Here is a 25,446-nt window from a genome sequence, read left to right on the forward strand (position 1 = left end):
GATGGCACGAGAGGACCTCGATGCCCCTGTTCACGCCCTGTTAAAGCAGTTCGAAACAGTCTGGCGACGTTGTCGCCGACGATCAGGATCTAGAGGAGACCCGTCGTGGACGAATCGCGATTAATTCGATCTGAAATTCGCCAGCCGTATACGTTGGCACGCCCGTCATGTAAGCGAGCTAATCATTGATGACAGGAGAGGCGCAAGACCTCGGATGCAGGTGGAGTGGCAGATTCCGGCCACAGTTACTTACGTTCGGGGATTGAGGTGCGGGGATGGGTGGCGAGTCTAAGTTGTTTTGGGGCTTATGGGTTTTCCCCACACGGGGATTAAGATCGACACATTCAAGGCCGCCGTCTCAGAGAGTGATACTATTGACAGAATATTCTTATCTAATGTGACCGTATTCGTAAAAATGCGGCTAAAGTCCCAATAGGGCGATATGTCGGTTTTGTCTGGCATGCCGCCCTGAGAGGGGACCTCTCTCACATTTTCAGGCGGCGCCAGGCCCGCCGAGGCTCTGGACGGCATCACTCCCGAACCGGCCGTCCGGCCCGGCACGGGTGATCGCCGGTGACGGCGGGCCCGGCCGTGACGCTCAGGCGCCGCGGGCGGCGGCGACGAAGTCCCTGATGAGGCCTGGGTCCTTCACCCCGGGCGCGACCTCCACACCGCTCGACACGTCGACCCCCCAGGGCTGCGCGGCGGCGATCGCCTCGGTCACGTTCGACGGGTCCAGTCCCCCGGCCAGCATCCAGCGGCCCGCCGGGCGCCCGCGCACGGCCGCCCAGTCCCACGGTTCCCCCGAGCCCGGCCTGGGCGCGTCGACGATGAGCAGGTCCTCGTCGAGAGCGCCGCAGCGCAGGTCGGTGCTCGCGGCCCCGGCGCGGACCAGCGTGACGCCGAGGTCCTTCAACGCGGTGAAGTCCTCGTGCGGGTGGTCACCGTGCAGCTGGACGGCGCGCAGCCCCGCCTCCAGGGTGGCCGCCCTGACCTCCACGGAGGGCTCGCCGGCGAACACCCCCACGGTCAGCACGTGCGAGGGCACCGCCGAGGCCAGCTCCCTCGCCCGCGCGGGGGTGACCCGCCGCGAACTCCTGGTGAGGACGAATCCGATGGCGTCGGCTCCCGCCTCGACGGCGGCCGTCACATGTCCGGGCTCGCGCAGCCCGCAGATCTTCACGTACACCCTGTGTACGGTAGCCCGTTCCTCGCTGTGTCCGGATCGCGGCGGGGTTCCCCCCTCCGGGACCGCCCCTGACGTCATCCGCCACAGGGGTGGGTCCATCGTCCGGAGAGCGCGCTCCCGGCGAAGGAGAGATTCGGGTGACACACCGGGCGACAACGAAACAGACCGTTCCGCTTTTCCTTTCGGGGTTGACCTGGAGCCCACTCCAGCGGGAAAGGTGGAAGCCGTGAATCCCGACGAGTTTGGAGAGCGGACAATGAGGCGGATCATCGGTCGCAGCGGCATCGAGACCAGCGCGCTCGGCATGGGGTGCTGGGCGATCGGCGGCCCGTGGAAGGGCGGCGACGCCCAGTTCGGCTGGGGCGCGGTGGACGACGACGAGTCGATCCGCACCGTCCATCGGGCACTCGACCTCGGGGTGACCTTCTTCGACACCGCGAGCAACTACGGCGCCGGGCACAGCGAGTCGGTGCTGGGCCGGGCGCTGGCGGGGCGCCGTGACGAGGTCGTCGTGGCCAGCAAGTGGGGCTGGACCTTCGACGAGCGAACGCGCGAGGCCGGCGGCTCGGACAGCAGCGCCGCCTACCTGCGCGAGTGTCTGGAGGGGTCGCTCCGGCGGCTCGGCACCGACTACATCGACCTCTACCAGCTCCACATCAACGAGTTGCCGGTCACCGAGGCGCTCGACCTCATCGACACGCTCGAGGACCTGGTGGCCGACGGGCGGATCCGGGCGTACGGCTGGAGCACCGACAACGCCGAGCACGCCAGGGCCTTCGCGATCGCGGGACCGCACTGCACCGCCGTCCAGCACGACATCTCGGTGCTGCGGGACGCGGCCGACGTGATCGCGGTGTGCGAGGCGACCGGCCAGGCGAGCGTCAACCGGGGTCCGCTGGCGATGGGCCTGCTCAGCGGCAAATACCACGACGGCCGCACGGTGGGCCGCGACGACGTGCGCAGCCAGGGCTTCGACTGGCAGATCTACTTCAGGGAGGACGGCGCGGCCGTGCCGGAGTGGCTGCCCCGCATCGAGGCCGCGCGCGAGCTGCTCACCTCCGGCGGCCGTACGCTCGCCCAGGGCGCCCTCGCCTGGCTGTGGGCGCGGAGCGAGACGACGATCCCGATTCCGGGGTGCCGCACCGTCGCGCAGGTCGAGGAGAACGCCGGCGCGCTCCAGCACGGGCCGCTCGGCCGGGACGAGTTCGCCCAGCTGGAGGAGGTGCTGAAGGATCTGCGAACCACCCCCGACGCGAAGCCTCTCGGCGAGGAGCCCTCCCTGAACCACTGAGCCCGCCGGGCCGTGGCGCCCGGTGGTCGCCGCGCCCGGACGGATCGGCACCGCGCGGAGGTGACGTGGGTGATGCAGGCGACGTTCCCGGAACGCCTCAGAGGGCGTTCAGGAACCTCGCAGCGATCGGTGCCGCGACCTTGCCCCCGGCGCCGCCGTGCCGGACGAACACCGCGAAGGCCAGGGAACCCCGGTAGCCGATGAACCAGGCGTGGTCCCCGCCGTTATCGACCTCGGCGGTGCCGGTCTTGCCGGCGGTGTCCGGCGGGAGCCCGGCCTGCGAGGCCGTTCCCTGGGTGACCACGGCGCCCATCATCGTCCGCAGGCTCGCGGCCACCCCCTCGTCCAGCGGCACGGGAGGCGGCGAGTCCGCGGGGGGCTCGTCGGTCGTGATCGCGGGTTTCCAGACACCGCTCGCGACCGCGGCGGCGACCTCGGCCATGCAGAGCGGGCTGGCCTGCACCGAGTTCTGGCCGATGGCGTCGGAGCCGAGCTCGTCGGGGCTTCCGTACGGCTGGATCCGGCAGGAGCTCAGCCCCGGCTTCTCCTTGAAGCCGAACCGGTCGGCCGCCTCGGCGCGCAGCCGGTCGTCGCGCAGCCGCTCGTACGTCTGCTGGGCGAAGGTGGTGTTGCAGGAGAGCGCGAAGGCCGTGGTGAAGGCCACGCTGCCGTGGTCGATGCCGTCGGAGTCGGTGAAACTCCTGCCGTTCGGGATGGTGTAGGCGGCCGGGCAGGCGACCGGCGACTCCGGGGTCAGGCCGCCGCGAAGCAGTGCGGCGGCGGTCACGACCTTGAACGTCGAGCCGGGCGGGTAGAGGCCGCTGAACGCCTGCTTGCCGCCCAGCGTGTCCGCCACCGCGCGCACCTGGGCCGTCTGGACGTCCACGGCCACGATCGCGGCGGGCTGCCCGACACCGTCCAGGGCGCGGGCCGCGGCGGCCTGCACGGGCTGGGAGATCGTGGTCCTCGTCCCCGAGGTCGGCGGGAGCGGTGAGTCCAGCAGCACCTGGCCGGAGGGCTCCTCCTCCAGTCTCAGGTCGATCACCGTGTCACCCAGCCCGGTGAAGTAGTCGCCGGCCCTGCTGTCGCGGGGGAACGGCTCCCCCTCGCGGGTCAGCGTGGCCGGGCGCCGGACCTCGGTCTCCTTCAGCCGTATGCTCCCGCCGCCCTTGAGCGAGGGGTGCATCGTCTCGGGGGTCCAGCGCACCTTCCACACCCCGAACCGCTGTTCCAGGCGCAGGACGGAGGCGAACGGCCAGTCGCCCAGCCCCGTGACCTGCCGTACCCCTTTGAACGACATCTCGGCCGCGTCCTCGCTGTGGCGACGCAGATCGCCGGGGGTGAGGGACAGCGACGAGACCCGCAGGTCGGCGTCGAAGCCGCGGTGCCGAACGCCGAAGTCGGCCGGGGGGTCGACGACCATGCCCGTCATGGCGATGAGGTCACCCCCCTGCCAGGCGGTGAAGTAGTTCGTCACGGTCGTCTCCGGACCGCTCTGCGGGTTCGGGGTGGCCGGGGTCAGCGTGATCAGGTTCGGTGGCGGCGAGACGGGCAACGGGGTGGGCGACTCCCCCGCCCGCACCGCGTTCGTCCTGACGTCCGGGTCATCGGACTCGTCGGGGTCACCCGACGGCGAGGGCCGCGGCGAGGGCGAAGCCACGACGGCGCCGGGGGCGGCCACCACCCCGTACACGCCGAAGACGAGGATCGCGGCCGCCGAGATGACCAGCGCGAGGAGCCGTCGATCACGCATACCGTTTACTCCCCCGGGTTTGCAGATTTGCATACCAGAGAAAAGATCGTAAAGGCGACAAGAAGCGGTCAACCAGGTTTTTCCGGACTTCGGTATGACACCGTATCCCACGACGCCCCCGGGAGCAGTCCCCGCGGAGAAGTCTTGTCGGAGGCCGTCCCGCTAACGGAGGCCGTCGAAAAGGTCGTCCTCACGGTCGGCCGCGGCGGAAACGCGGTTGATGTGGCGGATGAAGGTCTCGTGCTCGAACACCCGGTACTGGGCCTCGGCGGGCATGCGCAGGAAGAAAATGCTGTCGCCCTGGCTCGCGTGCGCCTCCAGCGCCTTGAGCTTCCGCTCCACCTGGGCGGACACGTCGACCACAGTGGTGATCTGCTCCTCGGGGACGCCGAAGTCGTCGGAGGGCTCGAAGTCCTCCGGGGCGTCACCGGTCGAGCGGAGATACTCGAACAGCTCGGCCATCCGCTCGCGGGACACGGCCGTGTAGTAGAGCTTGCCGGGAATGCCGCTGGCCTCGGCCGCCGCGAGGGCGACCCGGTGGGCCTGGATGTGGTCGGGGTGGCCGTAGCCGCCGTTCTCGTCGTAGGTCACGACGACCTGCGGGCGGTAGTGCTCCATCAGCGCGACGAGCCGACCGACGGCCTGCTCGAAGGGCACGTTGGCGAAGGACTCCGGCGCCTCGTTGGCGGCCCAGCCGACCATGCCCGAGTCGCGGTAGCCGAGCAGCTCAACGTGGGAGATCCCCAGGTGGGTCGCCGACTCGCGGAGCTCCTCCAGCCGCAGCGCGCTCACCGCCGCCTCGTCGTGACCGGCCTCCCCCGGCTTCACCCCGCCGGGGCCGTCGCCCTGCTCGCCGTTCGTGCAGGTGACCAGGACGGTGCGGACACCCTCGTCCGCGTACCTGGCGAGGATCCCGCCGGTGCTGATCACCTCGTCGTCGGGATGGGCGTGAACGGCCATCAGCGTCAACTTCTCATCCATGATTTCTCACCCATTCGCGATAAAAGCCCTGCGGACCGGCCCACTCTACGGTGGCCGTCCGACAGCCAGGAGCGGCAGGCGGGTCACCGGGACCGGCGGACGCCTTCGGCCCGCGCGTCGGAGACTCCGGGAGGCGGGAGCCGGCGGTCACGGCATCACCGTCCCCACCGAGCCACTGATGGTGGCCCGCCGACGCGGCCTGGTCGTGGAGGTCACCGACGGCACCACCGAACAGGACTACCGCTCGTCGCCGACCCGCGCCGGCCGCTATTCGGGCGGGGGGTAGAGGTCGAACCCGTACAGGCCCTGGTCGCCACCCGCGGCTATGGCGAGACCGCCGGGGAACCAGGCCAGGCAGTTGAGGCCCGCCTCGACCCGCGCTCCGGCGGCGGACGACTCGCCGTATCTGTCCCAGACCCGGATGCTGCCGTCGTCGGAGCAGGTGGCGAGCAGGTTGCTGTCCGGGGAGATGGCCACGCCGCGGATCCTTCCCTCACCGCCGGACAGCCTCGCCCGCTCCGTGCCGCCCGCCGACCAGACACGGGCGCTGCCGTCGTCGAAGCAGGCGGCCAGCCAGGTGCCGTCGGGGGCGATCGTCACCCCCCGGGCCGGTCCCGGGCATCCCTTGAGCGAGGCCCGCGCCTTCCCGTCGGCTCCCCACAGACCGGCCGTGCCGTTGGCGGAGAAGATGGCGAACCACCTGCCGTTCGGCGCCACGGTGATCTCACCGATGGCCTCCACCCTGCTCCTCAGGGCGGCGTACCTGCTGCCGTCCGGTTTCCAGAGCTGGATCCTCCCGTAGATGGACAGGGTGGCGAGCCAGGCACCGTCCGGGGAGATGAGGAGGTGGGCCGTCGCCCTGATGTTCGCGACCAGGACGGCGCGCTCGGTGCCGTCGGCCCACCACACGCGGGCGGTGCCGTCTTCCGAGCAGGTGGCCAGCCAGGTGCTGTCGGGGGCGATCACCACCTCGCGCACCGGCCCGGTGTGACCGGTCAGCACCGCCCTCCTGCTGCCGCCCGCGCCCCACAGCCGTACGGTCCGATCGGCCGACCAGGTGGCGAGCCAGGTGCTGTCGGGGGCGATCGCGACTCCCCGCAGGCGTCCCGGGTGTCCCGTCGGGATGGCCCGTCTACGGCCACCGGCTCCGCGTATCCGGACGACGTGATCGGTGGACCAGACGGCCAGCCACGTCTTGTCCGGCGAGACCGCGCCATGGTGACCGTTCTCGAGGGGAACGGTGAGGGTCGCCCCTTCTATCCTGTCCTCGTTCCAGAGTTTCACCGACCCGTCACCGGAGTGGGTGGCGATCCAGCTTCCCTCGGGGGAGATCGTCACCTGGCGGACCGTCCCGGTCCGGCCCCTGCGGCTCTGCCGGGCGGCGCGCTCCGACTGCCAGATCCGGATCGTCCCCTCGTCGGAGCAGGCGGCCAGCCAGCTGCTGTCGGGAGCGATCACCACCTGCCGAACCGTCCCCGCATGACCCGTCAGCGCGGCCCGCTCACCACCGTCGGCCTCCCACAGACGCACACTCCGATCACCGGAAAGCGTCGCCAGCCAGCTGCCGTCCGGAGCGATCACCACCTGCCGAACCATCCCCGCATGACCCGTCAGGACGGCCCGCTCACCACCGTCGGCCTCCCACAGACGCACACTCCGATCACCGGAAAGCGTCGCCAGCCAGCTGCCGTCCGGAGCGATCACCACCTGACGAACCGTCCCCGCGTCACCCGTCAGGACGGCCCGCTGCCTGCCGTCGGCCTCCCACAGACGCACGGGACCGGTGGAGGCCCAGGTGGCCAGCCACGAGCCGTCGGGAGAGATCCGCATGCCCGATCCCGCCCCGGTGTGCCCCGTCAGGACGGCCCGCTCGACGCCGTCGATCCCCCACAGGCGCACGCTCCCGTCTCCGGAGCGGGTCGCCAGCCACGAACCGTCAGGGGAGACGACCAGCTTGGAGACCTTGCCGATCGGCCGGTTCCTGCCGGAGACCTTCTCGTCCTCCTGGCTCCAGCCGCGCATCCTCAGGATGTCCTTCAGCCTTCGCGGCTTGGTTCTCACCCTGATCCGGCTCCTGAGGATCAGGAGCCTCCTCCCGCCGGGGCTCCAGAGACCGACCCCGCCCGTCGCGGAGAGGGTCGCCAGCCACGAACCGTCGGGCGCGGCCACCATCCCGGCGAACTTGCCCATCCCCCTTCTCAGGACGGCACGCCTGCTCCCGTCGAAATTCCAGAGGCAGGCCTTCCCGCTCGCGGAGAGGGTGGCCAGCCACGAACCGTCCGACGCGGCCACCATCCCGGCGAGCCTGCCGATCCCGTTTCGCAGGACGGCCCTCTCGGTGCCGCCGATCCCCCAGATCTGTACCCGCCTGCTCCCCGAACGGGTCACCAGCCACGAACCGTCCGGCGCGACGGCGACCTCGTGAACCGGTCTGCCGTGGGTGGCCAGCGTTGTCCGGGTGGTGCCGTCGACCTTCCAGACCTGCGCGCCGCCGTCGCGGGCGTGCACGACGAACCGCGACCCGTCCGGGGTGACCGACACCTCGTTGAGCCGTCGCGTCGCCGAGGTCAGGGTACGCAGGAGGCAGGTGGCGCCGTCGTCGGGCAGCGGCCAGCGGGCTCTCAGGAAGGTGGTCTCGCTCTCCTGGCTGTAGCGCTCGACCGACGCCCGCATCGGCGGGAACGCGTAGAGGCGGGCCAGCAGGTTCGCGGTGGAGACGGCGTCCGACTCGAAGGGGGTCAGCAGGTGGGCGCTGCGGGCGATCAGCCGTCGGACCCCGGCGACGGAACGCGAGGTCGACAACGCCAGATCCGACTCCGCCGCGGCCACCCCGAACGCGCGTACGCGGGTGACGAACCACCGCACATCGTGCAGCAGCGATTCCAGCTCCCGGTATCTCCTCGCCTCGGAGAGATGGAACAGCAGGTGGTCCCAGAGGTAGGGCACGGTCCGGGGCAGCCTCCACCATTCGGCGTCGGCGGTGAGGTCGTCGTCGGGTATCAGGTTTCTGGCCTCGTCGAGGAGGTCGCGGTTGGCGGCCTCGGCGCGCTCCTTCCCCAGGCCGTCCTCCGAGCGGACGGCGGAACGGACGACGTCGTGAATCGTGATCGACGGCGCCGTTCCGCCCGCGTGGCGCCTGCTGATCAGCTCTAGGTCCTGAAGCCTTCCGCAGAGCCGTTCGGCCTGCTTGGAGGTGAGGCCCGCGGTGCCGCGCCAGAGAAGCTCGACGACGGCGACCGGTATCTCGACATCCTCGGGGAAGACGCCCAGTTCCAGGAAGCGGGCGCGGTCGAACGCGCCGAGGGCCTCGAGGCTGTGCTCCACGGCGGCGAGCACCGCGGTCTCCCGCTGGGAGGCGACGGTGACGTCCAGAACGGCGGGAACGGTCCGGCCGAGCCGCTCGGCCGCCCGGCGGGCGGCGACGTCGGCGTTCGTCCCCGCGCCGTGCTCGTCGCGCAGCCGCGCGTTCACGAGGGAGAGCAGCAGCGGCCACCTCCCCGTCAGGCCCACCAGGTCGCTGACGACGCCGGGGTTCATCGGCGGCAGTCCCCGGCTCAGCAGCTGGACGGCCACCCGCGGCGCCATCTCGTCGACGATCATCGCGATCGCCTTCGAGGGCAGCGCCCTCGGCAGCCGGGTCGTCACCAGCACCCGGGACCTCACGGCCGCGGACAGGAAGGGTCTCAGCTGCTTGGGGTTCCACACGTCGTCGACCACCAGCAGCACGTGGCCCCGCTCCGCCAGGGCCTCGGCCATCCGGTGACCGGCCTGCTCTGGGCTGGAGAACTCCGGCCGGACGCCCAGCACGGCCTCCGTGACGTCGTTGGCGAGCGCCGCGATGTCGGCACCGGCGCGGTCGCGGCCCACCGTGACCCATATGACGCCGCCGCCGAAGCGTTTCCGCACCTCGTCGCTGTGACACGCCTCCACGGCCAGGGAGGTCTTGCCGAACCCGCCCGCCCCGGCGAGGCCGGTGGTCAGCCCGACCGTGCCCGAGCCCCTCATCGTCAGGGTGGAGACCACGTCGTCCAGCTCGGTTCTCCTGACCCACCCCGCCTGCCTTTCCGGCACCAGGAGGAGCCCGCCACGCGTGCGCGATTCCATCATTTTCGGCGTCAGCCATGTCAGCAGGACGACAAGGGAGGCGGTTAATCCGAAAATAACAACCCATTCGATCCTGTGCGCGACGACCGTGTCCGGCAGATATTCTTCGACCATTCGCACCGGAAGTCCGACCAGAATTCCAAAAACCACCAGAATCGCCGCGGCGACATCGGCGATTCTTTTTGTGCGACGAGCCACCGACCACCTCTGCAGTGCCGACCCCTGCCCCGACGGGCGCCGGGAACCCTGGACGCACGATATCTGTTCCCCATTGACCTTGAGTTGAATCACCGAGGTTCTGGCAATTAAAGCGCACACGAAAAGCCACGTTGCACAGTTTGAGCTGCTATGTCCACGACGTCGCGTCCGCCATTCCGGCCCCCATTCAAGGTAGATCCTTTTCCGTGACGGCGCGGTCGCCCCCGGTGACCTCTCCCGAATCGTCCAAAAAGAGGTCGGCCGGGGAAGGTGGTGAAACGACGAAACCGCCCCCGCGCCCACCGGGCCGGAGACGGCGCGGGACGCCGTCGGGCCGCGGAGGGCGCGGGAGCGGTTCGGGTGGTTCGGGTGGTTCGGGTGGTTCGGGTGGTTCGGGTGGTTCGGGTGGTTCGGATCTACCGGGTCAGGCCTCTCCGGTCAGACCGGGTCGAATCTGTCGGACCTGTCGGATCGAATCGGTCGGATCGGGCCTGTCAGATCGGGTCGCGGGTCAGCGCTGCAGGTCAACGCAGGAGTAGAAGGCGTTGGCGGTGTCGGCGATGTTCCAGACCGCGAGGACCTTCAGACGGCCGGTCCTGTTACCCAGGTTCACGTTGTGCGAGACGGTGGCGCCGGGCTGCCTGCCGCCGTCGTCGAAGACCGCGATCCGGGTGTTACCGACGTAGTACTCCCACGTGCTGGTGGCGTGGCGGGCGGTCAGCACCCAGTTGAAGGTGACCGAGTTGCCGACGCTCGTCGCCGGCCAGCCCTTGCTCTCGTTGCTGAGCTGGGAGAACCGGGCGATGTTGGCGTGGCAGCTTCGCAGGCCCTTGGGACCCTCCACGCTCTGGGGCTCGTAGATGATGTCGCCGCAGCCGGAGACCCGGCCCTGGGCACACATGGCCTGACGGCTCGGCGGCGACGAGATGTAGCCGTGCGCGTTGGCGGGTGAGGCGATGAACACGGTCGAGGCGATGGCGATGATCGCCATCGCGAGGAAGGTGACCGTTCTGCGCATGTCCTGCTCCTTCGCTGGGGGGTGACTCAAATATAAAAGAAACTTTCCTAACAGTAAACATTTGAGTCATGGAAGATTCGGGAACCCGTCAGATCTCCGGACCCCGCCGTTCAGGCGCGCGCGCCTGCTCGGACACCCCTGTCGTCCGGACGTGCGCCCGCTGGAACATCCCTCTCGTCCGGGCGTGCGCCCGCTCGGGTACACGTCCGCTCGGGTACGCGTCCGCTCGGACACCCCTCTCGTCCGGGCACGTGTCCGCTCGGGCAACCCTCTCGTTCAGGCGCGCATCCGCCGCGCGATGTCCCGTACCGCCACCGCCAGCAGGTCGACGTCGTCCCGGCTGGTGAAGAGCGCCGGCGTCACCCGTACGCAGTCGCCCCCGACCGGCCCGCCGCGGCGCACCGTGAAGATCCGGTACCGCTTCATCAGGTCCGTGGTGATCGCGACGTTCTCGGCCTCCGACGTACAGCCGGTGATCCGGAACGCGGTGATCGTGCCGTACATGGCGGGGTCCTCGGGGGTGAGGATCTCCAGGTTGTCGATGTCGAGCACCTGGCCCACCCAGCGGTCGCGCAGGAAGCGCAGCCTCGCCTGCTTGGCGGCGGCGCCGAGGGCGTCGTGGAAGTCCAGGGCGGTGCCGGTCGTCAGGACGGGGGCGACGTCCAGGGTGCCGGCGTGCACCCGCGAGCGGATGTCGCCGCGCGGGAAGGTCTCGTCGCGGAAGGCGGTGTCGATGTCCGCCAGGCGGCTCTCGCGGATGTAGAGGAAGCCCGCCCCCAGCGGCACGCCCATCCACTTGTGCAGGGAGAACCCGGCGAAGTCCGCGCCCAGGTCGTCCATGGTGAAGTCCAGGTGTCCCCAGGAGTGGGCGGAGTCGACGATCACGTCGATGCCTCGCTCGCGGGCCATCTCCACGATCTCCCGTACCGGAACCACCAGCCCGGTGCGGTTGTTCATGTGGCTGAGCAGCAGCAGCCTGACCTTCGGATGCTCCAGGAACGCCCTGGCGTAGGCGTCCAGCACGGCCTGACGGGTCGCCGGTTCGGGGATGACCAGCTTCTCCACCCGGACGCCGCGCCGGTCGGCCAGCCAGTTCATGGCGTACTGCATGCTGTGGTAGTCCAGGTCGGCGTACATCACCGAGTCGCCGGGACGCAGCCGCCGGTAGCCCGCGATCAGCAGCTGCAGGGCCTCCGTGCCACCCCGGGTGAGGGCGATCTCCTTGACGGAGACCCCGAGCATGGTCGCGATACGCTGCCTGACCTGGTCGGCCCGGTCCTTGTAGGTGGTGCGCAGCAGGTAGGAGTTCAGCTCGTTGAGATGGTCGGCGTTGCGATGGTAGGCGCGGCGCACCGGCTCGGGCATGACCCCGTAGTAGCCGTTCTCCAGGTTGACGAAGTCCTTGGTGACCCGATACTCCCGCGCCACCCCGTGCCAGAAGCCCTCGTCCCCGGCGAGGCGCTCGGGGGTCACACCGGCGGGAGCGACGGGCGAGCGGTGGGCCGGTGAAGAGGGGACGGCCAGCGCACCCAGCCCGGCGACCATCTCACGCCTGGACAAGCTCATGGGAACCACTCCACACCGATCAGCGAGAGGCCGCGGCACGGCCCCGACCTGTTCCAACGGATCAGTCCCAGTGTGCGCGGGGCGGACTCCCCGGGCGGGCATCCGTACCGCTCAGGCGTGGCGTGGCGGTGAGGCGGGGGTGTGACCCGGGCGGGTCACACCCCCGCGAACACGATGACCGTTAGACCGTTTCCGCCCGGACGCGCAGGGCCGCCTCGACCATGTTCCTGAGGCTGGCCTCCGTCTCCGGATAGCCGCGGGTCTTCAGGCCGCAGTCGGGGTTGACCCAGAGCAGGGCCGGATCCACCGAGGCCGCGGCCGTACGCAGGGCGGTCTCGATCTCCTCGACCGAGGGCACCCTGGGCGAGTGGATGTCCCACACGCCGGGCCCGATGCCGCGCGCGTAGCCGAAGGCGCGCAGGTCGTCCAGGAGTTCCATCCGGGAGCGGGCCGCCTCGACGCTGGTCACGTCGGCGTCCAGGTCGCCGATCGCGCCGATGATCTCCCCGAACTCCGAGTAGCACATGTGGGTGTGGATCTGCGTACTGTCGGCCACCCCGCTGGTCGCCAGCCGGAACGCGTCGACGGCCCACTCCAGGTAGGCCTCGCGGTCGGCCCGCCGCAGCGGCAGCAGCTCGCGCAGCGCGGGCTCGTCGACCTGGATGATCCTGATGCCCGCCGCCTCGAGATCGTGGGTCTCGTCGCGCAGGGCGAGCGCCACCTGCCTGGCGGTCTCGCCCAGCGGCTGGTCGTCGCGGACGAAGGACCAGGCCAGCATGGTCACCGGCCCGGTCAGCATGCCCTTGACCGGCTTCTTCGTGCGCGACTGCGCGTAGGAGGCCCAGCGCACCGTCATCGGCTCGGGACGGGAGACGTCGCCGAACAGGATCGGCGGGCGGACGTAGCGGCTGCCGTACGACTGCACCCAGCCGTGTTCGGTGGCGGCGTAGCCCTCCAGCATCTCGGCGAAGTACTGGACCATGTCGTTGCGCTCGGGCTCGCCGTGCACCAGCACGTCCAGGCCGATGTCCTCCTGCAGCGCGATGACGCGGTCGATCTCGGCCTCCATCCTGCGCTCGTACCCGGCCCTGTCGATCTCGCCCGAGCGCATGGCGGCGCGGGCCTGGCGCACCTCGCCGGTCTGCGGGAAGGAGCCGATGGTGGTGGTGGCCAGCGGCGGCAGGCCCAGGTCTGCGTTCTGCACGGCGAGCCGCTCGGCGTGCGGGGCGCGCGGGGTGCCCTTGCCCAGGGCGTCCAGCCTGGCCCGCACCCGGGGGTTGAGGAACCGCTCCGTGACGCTCTCCCCCGCGATGACCTCCTCGCCGTTCAGTGCCCTGCCGATCCGTACGACCTCGTCGACCTTCTGCCTGGCGAAGGCCAGCCGCTCGCGCAGCCGCGGGTCCAGCGAGGCCTCGGCGTCCAGGTCGAGCGGGACGTGCAGCAGCGAGCAGGAGGTGCTCACCACCAGCCGGTCGCTCAGTCCGAGCAGCGCGGCGCAGGTCGCCAGCGCCTTCGCGGTGTCGGTACGCCAGACGTTGCGGCCGTCGACGACCCCCGCGACGAGGGTCTTGCCGGGCAGCCCGCCAACGGCGGCCAGCGCCTCCAGGTTGCCGGGCGCCGAGACGAAGTCCAGGCCGACGGCCTCGACCGGGCCGCGGGCCAGGATCTCCAGCGCGGGCCCGATCTCACCGAAGTAGGTGGCCACCAGCAGCCGGGGCCGGCTGCTGAGCGCGCCCAGCCGCGCGTAGGCCCGGCGCAGCGCGGCCAGCTCCTCGTCCGTACGGTCGGCGGCCAGCACCGGCTCGTCCAGCTGCACCTCGGCCACCCCCGCCGCGGCCATCCGTTCCAGCAGCTCGGCGTAGGTCTCCAGCAGGCCGTCCAGCAGCCGTAGCGGCGCGAAGCCGGGCTCGGTGGACTTGGCCAGCAGCAGGAACGACAGCGGCCCGACCAGCACCGGCCGGGTCTCGACGCCCAGCCGCCGCGCCTCGGCGTACTCGGCCAGCGGCTTGCTCCAGTCGAGCCGGAACCGGGTGTCGGGGCCCAGCTCCGGAACCAGGTAATGGTAGTTGGTGTCGAACCACTTGGTCATCTCCAGCGGCGCCACCCCCTCGGCGCCCCGGGCCATCGCGAAGTACGGGTCCGCGGCCCCGGCGAACCGCTCGGGAACCGCGCCGACCAGCGCGATCGTGTCCAGCACGTGGTCATACAGGGAGAAGGTGTTGGACGGCACCGCGTCCAGCCCCGCCTCCGACAACTCCCGCCACGCCCGCTCCCGCAGACCCACGGCCGTCTCCTGAAGGCCCACGGCATCTGCGCGCCCGGCCCAGTAATCCTCCGTCGCCCGCTTCAACTCGCGACGACCCCCGATACGGGGATACCCCAAAATGGTCGTGGTGACCTGACTCATGGCGTCCTTCCCTCGGCTCATGCCATGCCGACCCACGGCCACGCGGAGGAACACACGGGAAAGACGCATCCCAGGCCCTCCCACGAGGCCACGGATCACCGCGCACCGGACGGCACACGGGCGGCTGGCAGGTCTTCGGACTCGCGGGCACCACACTCAACCCCTACTGACCGTCGCTTCCCAGATGCCACGCACCCAGTGCCAATGACGGCGTTCGTTCCCACTCACCGCTGCGGGGCAGTCCCGGAATCACACCGGGTTCCCTCTTACGACTCCCAGCACGAAGACGGCGCCGGGAGAACCAACCGCACCACGAGCATAACCCGCCCCCACCCCCCGGCAGAGCCACCACCCGACGTCTCGAAGAGGCAGGGACCGCACCACAGTCACCTGGAACGCAGGGAAGGAAAGAAGGCCGTCTTCAGCGATGCCGCCGCAGAAGAAACGGACTCGCCCCGGAGGGAGGAGAAAGCCTCGGAGGAGACGGCGGTCGCCAGCCCAGTGAAGGAACGGCTTAGATCGTGTCCGCTTTCACCGAGGCGATGAAGTCGGCCCATACCTCGGGGGTGAACGCCAGGGCGGGGCCGTTGGGGTTCTTGCTGTCGCGGACGGCCACGATGCCGGGGAGGTTGGTGGCCACCTCGACGCAGTCGCCGCCGTTGCCGCCGCTGCGGCTGCTCTTGAACCACCGGGCATCCGTCAGGTCCATGATTCCATCGCTTTCTCCATCAAGGCCACCGAGGCGGACTGCGGCAGGGCGCACGCCCGTAGCGCGTCGAGCTGGGTCAACAGGGTCTCGATCTCGGTGGGACCGTTGACGATCTGACCTTCGGCTGCGGTTTCCAAATAAACTATATCGGGCGATCCTTTGAAGCTGGCGATCACGAAAGCTCCAGTCAGACCGGCGTGCGCGCCCACGTCGAGCGGGATGACCTGGATGGTGATCCGGGGCCGCCGGACCAGTTCGAGAAGCTGTTCCAGCTGCTTGCGCATGACCTGCGGGCCACCGACCGGACGGATCAGCACGGCCTCGTCGAGGGTGGCCCAGAACATGGGCGGGTCCGGCTTGGTGAGGATTCGTTGGCGCTCCATGCGTGTGGCGACCAGTTCCTCCACCTGCTCGTCGGTGTCGCCTGGTCGTCCTGCCCTCAGAACCGCCCGTGCGTAGTTCTCGGTCTGCAGCAGTCCTGGAACGAGGACGGGCTGGAAGCTTCGCAGGGTTCGGGCTTCCCTCTCCAGTTCGACGAACGGCCGGAACCACACGGGGTAGACGTCTCTGCCGATCAGGGGCCACAGGCGAGCAAGGGCACCGTCCGTCTCCAGCACCTCGTCACACTTGGCCGCGAACTCTCTCGTCGGGGCGCGCTTGGCCGTCTCGATGAGCCCGACGAGGGAGGTGGAGTAGGAGATCCTGTGCGCCAGTTCCTTCTGGCTCCATTGCGCTTGTTCCCGGTATTTGCGCAGTTCAGAACCCCAGTAAGCAAGAACGCTGGCGTTCGCGTCCAGCTCGCTCGGTGAGGGCATCTCCGCTCCCGTCCTTCATGGCTCTACATGAATCGTTGCGGGTCCTACATGAGACGCAACTGAATGTGCGGATTCACCGTTGGAGTCGCACACCTACCGAACGTAGTCGCCTGGCGACAGGCTTGGAAGGGGAATCCGACCACGCGCATCGACCGCGCCGAGAGGAGACGGACAACGATGATCGCTGCCGCTCTGCTGACCGGAACGCCTGCCGTCCATGCTGCTGACCAGCTGAGTAACGCGCTGGAACAGCACGGGATAGTCACTGACGTTCATGGCGGCTACGGCGTCGCCGTGGTGTCGGTCTGGGTTGATCTTCTGGTCTGGACCGACGGCTTCGTCTATCACTGGTGGGCGGGACAGTTCTCGGGTCGGAGTCGCCGACGGCTCTACACGGTCTACACCGTGGACAACCCGGCCGCCGCCGCCCGCTGCGTTGCCCACCGATACGAGGAACTACAGCAGGGCTATCCGGTGTCGCCACTGCTTCATGGAGACCCGTTGTGATGCTGCTGGAGGAGTGCCTGAGTCCGCACGTGGCCATGGCGCAACGCGATCACACGCGGCTGCAGTGGCGGCCTCCGGATCGGATCGCTGATCGGGTAAGGCCGGTGAGCTGGACCTGTGTATGCCGCGCCACGATCTACGAACTGTGCCAGGGCGGCGGGCAGGCGTTCATCCGGCGAACCGTTCAACTCGACCGCGAGCACGAGATCCATGAGACGTGCCGATGGTCTTTCCCTAAAGCTCGGGTGATCTGGGCGGCACTGCTGTCCGGTAGAGCCCGGTAGAACGGGCGTGGCGGCGTGTGCTTCGGAGGGACGGCGTCGCCACGCCTGCCAGGAGCCACCATGCAGGCTCCTGGCCCATTCCTCCCCCGCCCCCGATAACTGCCAGATCGTGTGGCCCGACCGAGGGGTCAACTCCGTCTTCGCGTGTCCGTTCCCCACGACGTACACCGGTACCCCACACCTAACAGGTACAGACGGAGTTGACGCCGAGGGACACGAACACTCCGGTAACGGGGCGGGGGAGTCACAAACAGCAACCCGGCCCCTGATCTGGCACTTATCAACGATCACTGCAAGCTGGCTGCATCGAAATAGCTCTGATCGTTTGCTAGGTACTCGTCGGAGTTCGCCGGACGTGGGCGGGCGGCGGGCGAGAACGACCCCAGGCCGCAGCGCAGCCCGCCGGGCCGCCAAGCCGGGCGGGCTCCGGCCGAACAGACAACCCAATCAAAAAGCACACGCTTTAAGAGAGCGGTGATCGTTCAACTGGCATATGGGCTGCGAGCTGCACGAACGGCTTCTGCGGTTAACGACCCTCCCAAGATCATCCCAAAAATGCTCCGCAATCGGGCCCCGTCACCTTCAGGTCAGTCCAATGCGAGAGTGCACCGCCTCAAGCCAGTCAGCGGCCATGTCTGTTTCCGTTATGCGGCCGATCAACGCCAGGGCCGAGCTGATACTCTCGTCCTCTTCCACGGGGTTGTCCTCTTCACTGACCTGAAAGCGCAGCCCATCCATCAAGTGATCGAGCGCGTGCGGGTCGCTGCCGTGCTTGGAGTCGGGCCAGGTGGGTCGGAAAGAGACGATGATGTCCCCGTCCCGGATGTACTTGAAGCGGTCATGGCCGTTGATGTCCATGCTGAAGTTGAGAGCGTGATGGCCTCCTTCGGTCAGCGACAGCAGGAAAGCGTCGTCTGAACGTGCCGGCAGGATGCCCGTCCAACCTCCGGCCTCGGCTACCCAGAGAGAACCGTCGTCGCCGTTGTGGTCGAGGATTTCGCTCAAGTGGCTCGGGACGCGGGTGGAAAGGTTCAAGGAGAAGGCTTGGGCGAGGGTGTCGAGATCCGCTCCCTTGATCCAAAGGGCGCTGAATCCCAGCGACCACAGGTCCATGTCGTGATCGAGTTCATCGTTGAAGAGAGTCGAGACCAGAAGGTCGTGCAGGTACGTCGGCGACCGCATGACACCTCTCGATTGTAGGTGCGCCAGAAGGGGGCATCCCGGAGACGCCCCCTCCTGACTGTGGAGTTATGACGGTGGCGCGCCCGCGCGGATTCTGACCCAGAAGGCATTGGACGGCCAGTTGCCCGCGCCGCCTTCACGGGAGCTCGAAGTGAAGACGCGATAACGGGAGTAGAAAGCTCCCAGATCGAAACCGGCGGCTCCGTTGTGCGCCTCGCTCACCATGCGAAGTGAGGCGTTGAACGTAGGCGTCCAGACATTGTTGACCATTTTGCCCTCGACGCCAATCGCTTGGAAGGTGGAGCGGAACGGATACTCATCACACTCCTTGCCCGGACCGTTCCCACTGAGGTTCGGACAGTACCAGGTCATCTGGGTGCGGTTCTTCCCGTTCAGCAGCACGCCATCGGGGGCGAGCTCGCTGTTCGCCCGCCTGGTCAAGGGGGGCCTGGGTATCACGTCGTAGTTGCCGGGGAACTTCTTGGTGATGGGCTGGCCTTGCCGATCCAGCTTCGGCTCGGTCGCCTGCGGGTTTTGGAAGGCGTCCCTGATGTGTCTCGCCACCTCTCCACGGAAGGGATCTTCCGTATACATGGTGTAGACACGGTCGGCGCCGAGAATTCTGCATCCGCCGGTGTGTCCGGGCCAATAGAAGTCGCCATTGGACCTGCGCGCCGTATAACTGAGTCGAATGCTGTCGCAGCGGGCGACGAAGGGAAAATCGCCCTTTGGCCGAGTGGGGATCTGCTCGGTCCCGAGGTGGTGCCACAGCTTGAACGGTTCCGGATCGAGGAAGTCGATGCTAACCCCTGGGTAGAGCTTGGGGCGCAGTGTGCAGTTGCCCCACTTGGGGCCCTGGGACCGGAAGACGAATGCGGTCTGGCCGTTCTGCTTGAAGTTGCCGATCGTGGCGATTCTCTTTCCGTCTTCAGGGCCGGCGATCATGTCGCAGTCAGAGTTGTCGGACCCTGCGGCCTCCACCCTGACTGTGATGTTGCGCCCGTCGAGCGCGTTTGTCTGAACGCAGTTGGCGCCCACGACGATGAGTTCGCTGATGTTGATCCAGATACTGATGTCTCTGGCCTTCAGCTCAGGGTTGTTCTGCCCGTGGACGACTGGCCCGTCCTTGGTGGTGCCGAGGTTGGTGTACATGATGACGTTGACGGTCATCCTGACGCCTTGCGACTTGGGGCACGGCGTCTTCGGGAGCCCGGTCAGCAGGTCGACTTCCCAGTCGCCCCATCCTGCGATCCGGCTGTAGCAACCGGTGTAGGGGCGCAGGACGGTCCAGCCGAATCCGTGCCAGGGGCGCGGTGACTTGAGAAGCTCCGCACAGTCCGTTTTCTGGGCCCTTCCGACGCGTACGCCCATGCTGCTCGTTCCAGCAGGACTGCCTTGACCGCAGGGGCAGTCCCTCGCTCCGCTACCCGGCACAAAGCATTCGCTTCCTGGGTTCCCCGAGAACCGTAGATCACTTTCTGCTAGGCCAGGAACGCCAGCGAATTGACAAGCAAAGCGATCTCTCCGGCATCCATGGCGGCCGACGAACTTTTTTTGAAAAGCTACCCTTACCTCCTGATACACCCCGCGCCAAAGGCAGTCCGTGGACGGCTCAGTCCACCTCTGGCGCAACGTCAATAATGCGCACCGAATGAACCTTTGGGTTCTTTGTCAACGACTTGATCACTCCCGGGTAGTTCATAATGGTGAACCCATACACACGACCTTTACCGGCATAGTCGCGAAGCTCCGCCAGGTCGAGCCCAAGCTCATCTAGTACAGGTTCATCCTCCGGCCGAAGCAGAGACACCCAGCGTTGAAATTCACGAACCCTGGACACGCTTTTTTTCCCTGCATATATATCGAACCCACCGATCACACCCGGATAGGGAAACGACCAGCCAACAGGCTTGTTTCCTTGCCCTGGCGAGAGAATGACAACCTCACCAATTCCAATGTCGTGTAATTTCCTGGCCTCTTCCTCGCTCAGCGGCTCCCGTAACTCAACCAGGGCATGAACGATATGCTTCAGTGGGCGCAAACCCTTGATAAGGTCGACCGTCTGACGGTTTTCGGTGCCCGCATCCCCACCACCAAAGGAATTGAGAAGTTCCGTCAAGTACCACGATCCGGGGTGCGGTATGCGGATTTCCCCCGATGGTTCTTGTCGAAACTCGGTATCCATTCCAGGGAAATCATAAGGCCAACCGCTCACAACTCTAGGACCCACCTTCACCATCAGGGAACCACTGAACGACGGCGGCTTGTCATCAGGTGGCGAGTCGAGCCTGCACTCATCAGCAGGTGTCAATTTGTATTCCATACGATAGTCAGGGTTCGCAACAGAAAAACCCATCAATATGACACGACTGAAGCGCGCACAGTCCATTGCCTCGATATCGGACCCCGGCGACTTCTCTCCTGCTGTACAGGACGCCACAAGCAGCATCGCACAGGCGGCGATTCCAGCAATTACCAGTCTTTTCAAGACCATCCCCACCCCAATCATCGACCAATCATCTTGATCGATCCTTCAGTACGTGGTCCACACCTTCATATCCCCTACGGGCTAATGTCACGATTTCGTGACCTATCCCAGTCGTAGGATCACCATCCACTCACAGTTCTCTGCATGGGTGGTCATTTTCTCGTCGAGCAGACTCCGCCATGTTGGACCGGACGTCCGAGGTCAAGCCCTCATTCGCATGGACCTGCTCCCGGTGACCTTCCACGTCCGCTGGTTGCCCTATCTGCACACGCCGGCTTGACCTTGGGTGGCTGGTCTGGCATCCCTTGTGGTGTCCGACGAGGAGGTGACCACTCTTCTACCTCAACCATGCATCCCCTCATCTCTGAGGAGGACCGGGGTCCAGGGGCGGAGCCCTTGGACTGAAGAGTGGCAGATCTTCCTGAGGACGACTGCGGAGCGCTACCCGTCATTGGAAACACATTTGATATCCGAGCATCCCTGGGACAACCCCGAGGTGACCTTCACATCGATTGACGGTGGATCGGCTCCGTACTTGGAATGGCTGAGCAAGACGACAGCGAACCCTTCTGGGTAGAGCTGAATCGGCAACGCATCGCCACTGCTCGCAGGATTACGAAAGAACAAACGCATTATGGGGGGCCGTTGTCATACGGCGGATGGTGAGACTTCGGGGGAAATCATGGATTGCAGGTGTTCGCGCGCCTGCCGTATCTCCGGGGTGGCGTTCCATTTGAGGGACGCTTGGAGTATTTCATGAACCCGTTTGTTGACTCTCGCCGAAGCGACGAACGGGAGCGCTCGCGCCAGTTCGTTCATCCGATCGGCCGCGAAAGACGGATCGGAAGCCCTCAGTGCCGTTTGTATCTGCCGTCCCAGGTATTGCGCCCGGAAAAGCGGTGACCACTGCCCGATCGTGCCGGCTGCCTCATTCAGCAGTGTTCCGGCTTCCCCGTACTCGCGAAGGTGGCTCAGTCCTATGCCGACGTCACCTGCCAAGGCGGCTTCCCCAAAGGGAGAAAGCCCTCCGACATTGAGCGCACGATCGAGCGCGTCCCGGGACGCTGCTTTCTGCTCCGGTATGAGCGCCAGGGAACGCCCAAGCCTCATGCTCAAAGATGCCTGCTGGCTGCTGGTGATATCCGGGACCTGTAGTCCTCGCTGAGCGTAGGTGACCCCTCGGGCATGATCACCTCGATAGAGACTGACTCGGCTCAAGCTGTCGTACGCGCGGGCCTGGCTCTTGAAGTCCTGCGCCCGGAGTGCGAGGTCAAGCGCGATTCCGCCGGTACGGTCGGCTTGGGCTAGCTTCCCGGCGTCATACAGAACGAGGGTGACCTGGTACATAATCTCGGAAACCGATTTTTGCAGGGGCCGCTCGCTGACGTTTTTCAATACCCGATCGACGTGCTGCATGTGGCTCGACACACGCGACATGAGCGGAATTCCGCCAAGCTCATACCGGCTGCGAGCAAGTGACGTGGCCAACGTGTTCACATAGTTGGCGTCTTGATAGGGGTTCGCGCTAGTAGAGGGAACGAAGATAACGGATGCGGCTGCTGCCAGAAATTCCCTACGTTCCACGGACTCCTCCACTTTGGGCGATATACGTATTTCCCAGCCTACGCGCGCCAGTAGGTTGACGGCCTTGGCCATGCCGGTGTCCTTCTGACCTCGGGACATCTCGGAGACCCATGCCTGGGAAACACCTAGTTCACGGGCGAGATCGGTCTGGGTCCACCCTTTCTGCTCCATGATCGCTTTAAGGGCCTCTGGGAAAGTCCGCACATCCACTGAGTGAGCGTATCGCTGTGAGCGATCTCTCCCCTAGCGCTCCTATCGCTGTAAGCGATGCCCTTGCTGGTGCTCTCAGAAACGGGTCGGAACCATGAGGGCCCCAAAGAGCGCGCACCTGTGAGAGGAAAGGCGGGTGTTATGAGAGTGACGCAAGGCGAAACAGAGGGGCAGAGCGAAAACCAGCGTGGCGACGAGTGCGGCGAGGTGATCACCGACGCTACAGCGGAAAGCCAGGACAGGGCTCTGGCCGTCGTGCAACGACTTCTCACCGAACATGGCATTCGTGCCCACCGCCACAACACGATCAGCCTCGGACTCTACGGCAACCATGTAGACCTCCCCACCTGGCCGAACCGACCTGACTCCCGGACGTGGGTGAAGCGGCATCCGCCTGAACTCGCGGTGATCGGTCCTCATGGTTGGCGCGACATCACGGTGACCATGGGGTCACGCTCGGGGTGCTACCTGGTGTCCATCCGCAACGGTCCCGATCTTCAGACCGTCGGGCGGGAACAGCCGGAAAAGGTGGTCGACCTGATCCTGGCTGCCCGGGAGACGTGACCGTGTACGGCTGGGTCATCCTGGGCGATGCGGCCACGAAGCGAGTCAACAGCCAAGAGATCATCGCCACTGCCGGGAAGTCGGGTGACCTCGGGGCGGCCATCAGGGCTTGGGAGGACGACGAACGTCACCGGATGGTTCACGAACTGGGAAACCTCGGTCGCCTGGTCAACGACGCGCTGGACCGGCTACGACAGGCCAGGGACACCTGATGCGGCGGTCAGGTAGGCCACTCTCGCTGTTGGTAGCCATGTCATCCGGTGGCGACCCGACCCGAGCGCAGGGCCACCAGCCCGAGCATCGAAAGCGGGGCGGCGGGGGCCGACCGTCCGCGCCAGGCGGGCGCGGGACAGGATCGGCTACAGGTTCCTCACCTCCCGGTCAGCCCCGGTCGCCCAGGTCCAGGTGGTCGGCCAGCCCGGCGGCGGTGAAGGCGGCCACCAGCTCGTCGCGGCCCTCGGTGAAGTGGGCCCAACTGTCGTAGTGGACGGGAACCACCTGGCGGGCGTCGAGGATCCTGGCGGCCTCGGCGGCTTGGACGCTGTCGAGGACGATCGGTGCGCCGTCGAAGAGGGCGGGGAAGCGGGGAGCCCCGGCGAAGAGGATGGCGGTGTCCACCGGGCCGAAGCGCCCGGCGATCTCCTTCACCACGTCGAGTGAGGCGTTGTCGCCGCTGACGTAGATCGTGGGCAGGCCCTCCCCGGTTAGGACGAATCCGACGACCTGGCCGGTGAGCGGTTCGACCTCCTCGCGTGCGCCGGGCCCGTGGATGGCGGGCACGCCCGTCACGGTGACCGTGCCGCCGCCGGGGCGGTCGAGCTCGATCGACTCCCAGTCGGCCAGCCCCCTGGTCCCGTTTCCCAGGCGCTGCCCGCCCTCGGGCGTGGTGAGGGTGAGCGGGACGTCGGCGAGCAGGGCCCGGCCGGAGGTGTCGAGGTTGTCGGGGTGCTCGTCGTGGGAGAGCAGGACCACATCGACGCGGCCGAGGTCGGCGGGGCCGCCGGAGGAAGGCGCGGTCTTGGTCAGGATCCTGCGGCCCTCCCGCTGGTAGTCGCCGGGCGCGTCGAAGGTCGGGTCGGTGAGAAACCTCAGCCCGCCGTATTCGAAGAGGGCGGTCGGGCCGCCGAAGACGCGGACGGGAACCTGCCCATGGGGTGTACCGGTAGCGGCCACGAAAAACTCCTCACGAATGAAGGATTGCCTATCCGTGAAGTGACGATAGTTGTTTCCCACCGATGAACGCAGCTGCACGAACACCTTAGGGCGTTATTCGCCGCCCGCATTGACGGGCTTCCCACCTCGCCCGCCGCTTTGTCCGCCGTCAATGACGCGCTGAGCGGGGCCCCCACGGCCGCCGCCACTGATGCTCCTCCCGCTGCGGCGACCGTGCCCGCGCCGCCCGCGCCTACGCCCGGCGTGCCGTGGCTCACCTGCCGACCTAGACAAATACGAGCAAAAACTTGTATCTTCCAAAAAAAGCGATTGATAACTCGCATTATTCGCTCTGGAGGATGGAAGATGGCAGAAATCGCAGGCGCCGCTGTCGACCGGCGCTCGATGCTGGCGGCGGCGGGCATGGCGGGGCTCGCGGTCGTGGGAACGGCCGGGCGTGCGGAAGCCAGGGCCGAGCCCGTTACCTCGGGGGTCTCCGCCAGGCGGTTCGAGAACAAGGTCGTCATCATCACGGGTGCGACCTCCGGCATCGGGCGGGCCACCGCGCTGGCCTTCGCGCGGGAGGGCGCGAAGGTCGGTTTCTGCGGGCGCCGCACGCAGCTGGGACGCGAGGTGGAGCAGGAGATCCGCAGGGCCGGTGGCGAGGCCGCCTACGTCAGGGCCGATGTCCGGCGGGAGGACGAGGTGCGCGGTTTCGTCGACCGGATCGCCGGCAAGTACGGAGGGCTGGACATCGCCTTCAACAACGCCGGCGTCAACTGGTTCGTGGAGCTCGAGCAGATCTCGCTTGAGCAGTGGAACGACCTGATGGCCACCAATGTCACCGGGGTGTTCCTGGCGATGAAGTACCAGATCCCGCACCTGCTCAGGCGCGAAGGCGGGGTCATCGTCGTCACCTCCTCGGTGGCCGGCACCGCCACCCGGCCCGGCGGGTCCGCCTACGCCGCCAGCAAGCGGGCGCTCGCCGGGATCGTTCAGGCGGCGGCGCTCGACTACGGGAAGAAGAACATCCGCACGGTCGCGATCGCTCCGGGCACGATCCGCACCCCGATCTTCGAGGTGAACCGCCCCGCCGGAATGAGCGACGAGGATTGGGAGGTGGAGATCGTCAAGTGGGGCAAGGCCAACGTCGACGCCCTCGGGCGGATCGGCCGGCCCGAGGAGGTCGCCGCCTCCGTCCTGGCCGCGGCGCAGCCCGGGCAGAGCTTCCTGACCGGCACCGAGATCATTGTCGATGGCGGGATGACCGCCGGCCTGTAGGCGCTCGGCCATCGGCCGGATCGCCTCGTCTCGCCCGTCCGGCATCGGCCCAGACCGCGCGTGCCACTGCCTTTCCTGGCCGTTCGCTGGTTCTCGGTGTCTCTCTGTGAGGATCAGCGAGCCGCCGCTCCGCGTGGCCTCCACGCGGAGCGGCCGACTCCTT

Annotated in this window: 21 protein-coding genes and 1 riboswitch; of the genes, 7 read left to right on the plus strand and 14 right to left on the minus strand. The window is 67.3% G+C overall.

The window, feature by feature from the left end; translation table 11 throughout:
• Positions 1-598 precede the first annotated feature (598 nt).
• Complete coding sequence (locus tag OG587_RS35095) at positions 599-1,189, minus strand: phosphoribosylanthranilate isomerase (protein ID WP_329083004.1); 591 nt, start codon at positions 1,187-1,189, stop codon at positions 599-601.
• Between the two features lie 256 nt (positions 1,190-1,445).
• Here OG587_RS35095 and OG587_RS35100 point away from each other — a divergent pair, with 256 nt between their 5' ends.
• Positions 1,446-2,480, plus strand: coding sequence for an aldo/keto reductase (locus tag OG587_RS35100; protein WP_329083005.1), 1,035 nt, complete (start codon positions 1,446-1,448; stop codon positions 2,478-2,480).
• Between the two features lie 97 nt (positions 2,481-2,577).
• Here OG587_RS35100 and OG587_RS35105 read toward each other — a convergent pair whose 3' ends face one another.
• The 8 genes from OG587_RS35105 to OG587_RS35140 form a co-directional block, all read right to left on the minus strand.
• The gene (locus OG587_RS35105) at positions 2,578-4,233 is read right to left on the minus strand and encodes a penicillin-binding transpeptidase domain-containing protein (protein WP_329083007.1); all 1,656 of its coding nucleotides are present in this window, start codon (positions 4,231-4,233) and stop codon (positions 2,578-2,580) included.
• 162 nt (positions 4,234-4,395) lie between these two features.
• Positions 4,396-5,214 carry a PIG-L family deacetylase gene (locus tag OG587_RS35110; RefSeq protein ID WP_329083009.1) on the minus strand — a complete coding sequence of 273 codons (819 nt, stop codon included), beginning with the start codon at positions 5,212-5,214 and terminating at the stop codon, positions 4,396-4,398.
• 267 nt (positions 5,215-5,481) lie between these two features.
• Complete coding sequence (locus OG587_RS35115) at positions 5,482-9,285, minus strand: NB-ARC domain-containing protein (RefSeq protein WP_329083011.1); 3,804 nt, start codon at positions 9,283-9,285, stop codon at positions 5,482-5,484.
• 742 nt (positions 9,286-10,027) lie between these two features.
• Complete coding sequence (locus tag OG587_RS35120; RefSeq protein ID WP_329083012.1) at positions 10,028-10,534, minus strand: lytic polysaccharide monooxygenase auxiliary activity family 9 protein; 507 nt, start codon at positions 10,532-10,534, stop codon at positions 10,028-10,030.
• A gap of 276 nt (positions 10,535-10,810) precedes the next feature.
• On the minus strand, positions 10,811-12,100 hold the full coding sequence (locus OG587_RS35125; protein WP_329083014.1) for an aminotransferase class V-fold PLP-dependent enzyme: 1,290 nt from the start codon (positions 12,098-12,100) through the stop codon (positions 10,811-10,813).
• 181 nt (positions 12,101-12,281) lie between these two features.
• Complete coding sequence (gene metE, locus OG587_RS35130) at positions 12,282-14,507, minus strand: 5-methyltetrahydropteroyltriglutamate--homocysteine S-methyltransferase (RefSeq protein WP_329083015.1); 2,226 nt, start codon at positions 14,505-14,507, stop codon at positions 12,282-12,284.
• Positions 14,508-14,616: 109 nt separating this feature from the next.
• Positions 14,617-14,828, minus strand: a riboswitch (cobalamin riboswitch).
• Positions 14,829-15,021: 193 nt separating this feature from the next.
• A complete protein-coding gene (locus OG587_RS35135) occupies positions 15,022-15,216 on the minus strand; it encodes a DUF397 domain-containing protein (protein WP_329083017.1) in 195 nt (64 codons plus the stop codon).
• Positions 15,207-16,031, minus strand: a complete 825-nt coding sequence (locus tag OG587_RS35140) for a helix-turn-helix domain-containing protein (protein ID WP_329083019.1) — start codon at positions 16,029-16,031, stop codon at positions 15,207-15,209. The genes OG587_RS35135 and OG587_RS35140 overlap by 10 nt, the downstream gene beginning before the upstream one ends.
• Positions 16,032-16,208: 177 nt before the next feature.
• Here OG587_RS35140 and OG587_RS35145 point away from each other — a divergent pair, with 177 nt between their 5' ends.
• Together OG587_RS35145 and OG587_RS35150 are read left to right on the plus strand one after the other, a co-directional pair.
• Positions 16,209-16,538 carry a hypothetical protein gene (locus OG587_RS35145; protein ID WP_329083020.1) on the plus strand — a complete coding sequence of 110 codons (330 nt, stop codon included), beginning with the start codon at positions 16,209-16,211 and terminating at the stop codon, positions 16,536-16,538.
• Positions 16,535-16,822, plus strand: coding sequence for a hypothetical protein (locus OG587_RS35150; protein WP_443075305.1), 288 nt, complete (start codon positions 16,535-16,537; stop codon positions 16,820-16,822). Before OG587_RS35145 ends, OG587_RS35150 begins: the two co-directional genes overlap by 4 nt.
• Before the next feature lie 582 nt (positions 16,823-17,404).
• On the opposite strand, the gene OG587_RS35155 is transcribed toward OG587_RS35150, so the two are convergent.
• The 3 genes from OG587_RS35155 to OG587_RS35165 all read right to left on the minus strand — a co-directional run bounded on the left by OG587_RS35155 (position 17,405) and on the right by OG587_RS35165 (position 20,513).
• The gene (locus tag OG587_RS35155) at positions 17,405-18,004 is read right to left on the minus strand and encodes a DUF6461 domain-containing protein (protein ID WP_329083021.1); all 600 of its coding nucleotides are present in this window, start codon (positions 18,002-18,004) and stop codon (positions 17,405-17,407) included.
• A 66-nt stretch (positions 18,005-18,070) separates the two neighbouring features.
• Positions 18,071-19,174, minus strand: a complete 1,104-nt coding sequence (locus OG587_RS35160) for a NucA/NucB deoxyribonuclease domain-containing protein (protein ID WP_329083023.1) — start codon at positions 19,172-19,174, stop codon at positions 18,071-18,073.
• A 442-nt stretch (positions 19,175-19,616) separates the two neighbouring features.
• Complete coding sequence (locus tag OG587_RS35165) at positions 19,617-20,513, minus strand: hypothetical protein (protein WP_329083024.1); 897 nt, start codon at positions 20,511-20,513, stop codon at positions 19,617-19,619.
• A 304-nt stretch (positions 20,514-20,817) separates the two neighbouring features.
• Between OG587_RS35165 and cutA the strand changes: the two genes are divergently transcribed.
• Complete coding sequence (gene cutA / locus OG587_RS47380; RefSeq protein WP_443075644.1) at positions 20,818-21,069, plus strand: divalent cation tolerance protein CutA; 252 nt, start codon at positions 20,818-20,820, stop codon at positions 21,067-21,069.
• 71 nt (positions 21,070-21,140) lie between these two features.
• Here cutA and OG587_RS35170 read toward each other — a convergent pair whose 3' ends face one another.
• On the minus strand, positions 21,141-22,286 hold the full coding sequence (locus tag OG587_RS35170; protein WP_329083026.1) for a helix-turn-helix transcriptional regulator: 1,146 nt from the start codon (positions 22,284-22,286) through the stop codon (positions 21,141-21,143).
• 141 nt (positions 22,287-22,427) lie between these two features.
• On the opposite strand from OG587_RS35170, the gene OG587_RS35175 reads away from it, so the two are divergent.
• Positions 22,428-22,850: a hypothetical protein gene (locus OG587_RS35175; protein ID WP_329083028.1), complete on the plus strand. Its 423-nt coding sequence runs from the start codon at positions 22,428-22,430 to the stop codon at positions 22,848-22,850.
• Positions 22,847-23,062: a hypothetical protein gene (locus OG587_RS35180; protein ID WP_329083030.1), complete on the plus strand. Its 216-nt coding sequence runs from the start codon at positions 22,847-22,849 to the stop codon at positions 23,060-23,062. The genes OG587_RS35175 and OG587_RS35180 overlap by 4 nt, the downstream gene beginning before the upstream one ends.
• Before the next feature lie 169 nt (positions 23,063-23,231).
• Here OG587_RS35180 and OG587_RS35185 read toward each other — a convergent pair whose 3' ends face one another.
• Entirely contained in the window at positions 23,232-24,023 is a 792-nt protein-coding gene (locus OG587_RS35185; RefSeq protein ID WP_329083032.1) for an MBL fold metallo-hydrolase, read from the minus strand.
• Between the two features lie 345 nt (positions 24,024-24,368).
• Here OG587_RS35185 and OG587_RS35190 point away from each other — a divergent pair, with 345 nt between their 5' ends.
• Positions 24,369-25,283 carry an SDR family NAD(P)-dependent oxidoreductase gene (locus tag OG587_RS35190; RefSeq protein WP_329083034.1) on the plus strand — a complete coding sequence of 305 codons (915 nt, stop codon included), beginning with the start codon at positions 24,369-24,371 and terminating at the stop codon, positions 25,281-25,283.
• Positions 25,284-25,446: the final 163 nt, after the last annotated feature.

The sequence above is a fragment of the Streptosporangium sp. NBC_01469 genome (assembly GCF_036227305.1).
Classification (GTDB): domain Bacteria; phylum Actinomycetota; class Actinomycetes; order Streptosporangiales; family Streptosporangiaceae; genus Streptosporangium.

Excerpts from the sequence above, each read along its gene's own strand:
- OG587_RS35100 (WP_329083005.1), top strand. The coding sequence starts at position 1,446 with ATGAGGCGGATCATCGGTCGCAGCGGCATCGAGACCAGCGCGCTCGGC.
- OG587_RS35105 (WP_329083007.1), bottom strand. The coding sequence starts at position 4,233 with ATGCGTGATCGACGGCTCCTCGCGCTGGTCATCTCGGCGGCCGCGATC.
- OG587_RS35110 (WP_329083009.1), bottom strand. The coding sequence starts at position 5,214 with ATGGATGAGAAGTTGACGCTGATGGCCGTTCACGCCCATCCCGACGAC.
- OG587_RS35120 (WP_329083012.1), bottom strand. The coding sequence starts at position 10,534 with ATGCGCAGAACGGTCACCTTCCTCGCGATGGCGATCATCGCCATCGCC.
- OG587_RS35125 (WP_329083014.1), bottom strand. The coding sequence starts at position 12,100 with ATGAGCTTGTCCAGGCGTGAGATGGTCGCCGGGCTGGGTGCGCTGGCC.
- metE (WP_329083015.1), bottom strand. The coding sequence starts at position 14,507 with ATGAGTCAGGTCACCACGACCATTTTGGGGTATCCCCGTATCGGGGGT.
- OG587_RS35135 (WP_329083017.1), bottom strand. The coding sequence starts at position 15,216 with ATGGACCTGACGGATGCCCGGTGGTTCAAGAGCAGCCGCAGCGGCGGC.
- OG587_RS35140 (WP_329083019.1), bottom strand. The coding sequence starts at position 16,031 with ATGCCCTCACCGAGCGAGCTGGACGCGAACGCCAGCGTTCTTGCTTAC.
- OG587_RS35145 (WP_329083020.1), top strand. The coding sequence starts at position 16,209 with ATGATCGCTGCCGCTCTGCTGACCGGAACGCCTGCCGTCCATGCTGCT.
- OG587_RS35155 (WP_329083021.1), bottom strand. The coding sequence starts at position 18,004 with ATGCGGTCGCCGACGTACCTGCACGACCTTCTGGTCTCGACTCTCTTC.
- OG587_RS35160 (WP_329083023.1), bottom strand. The coding sequence starts at position 19,174 with ATGACCGTCAACGTCATCATGTACACCAACCTCGGCACCACCAAGGAC.
- OG587_RS35165 (WP_329083024.1), bottom strand. The coding sequence starts at position 20,513 with ATGATTGGGGTGGGGATGGTCTTGAAAAGACTGGTAATTGCTGGAATC.
- OG587_RS35175 (WP_329083028.1), top strand. The coding sequence starts at position 22,428 with ATGAGAGTGACGCAAGGCGAAACAGAGGGGCAGAGCGAAAACCAGCGT.
- OG587_RS35190 (WP_329083034.1), top strand. The coding sequence starts at position 24,369 with ATGGCAGAAATCGCAGGCGCCGCTGTCGACCGGCGCTCGATGCTGGCG.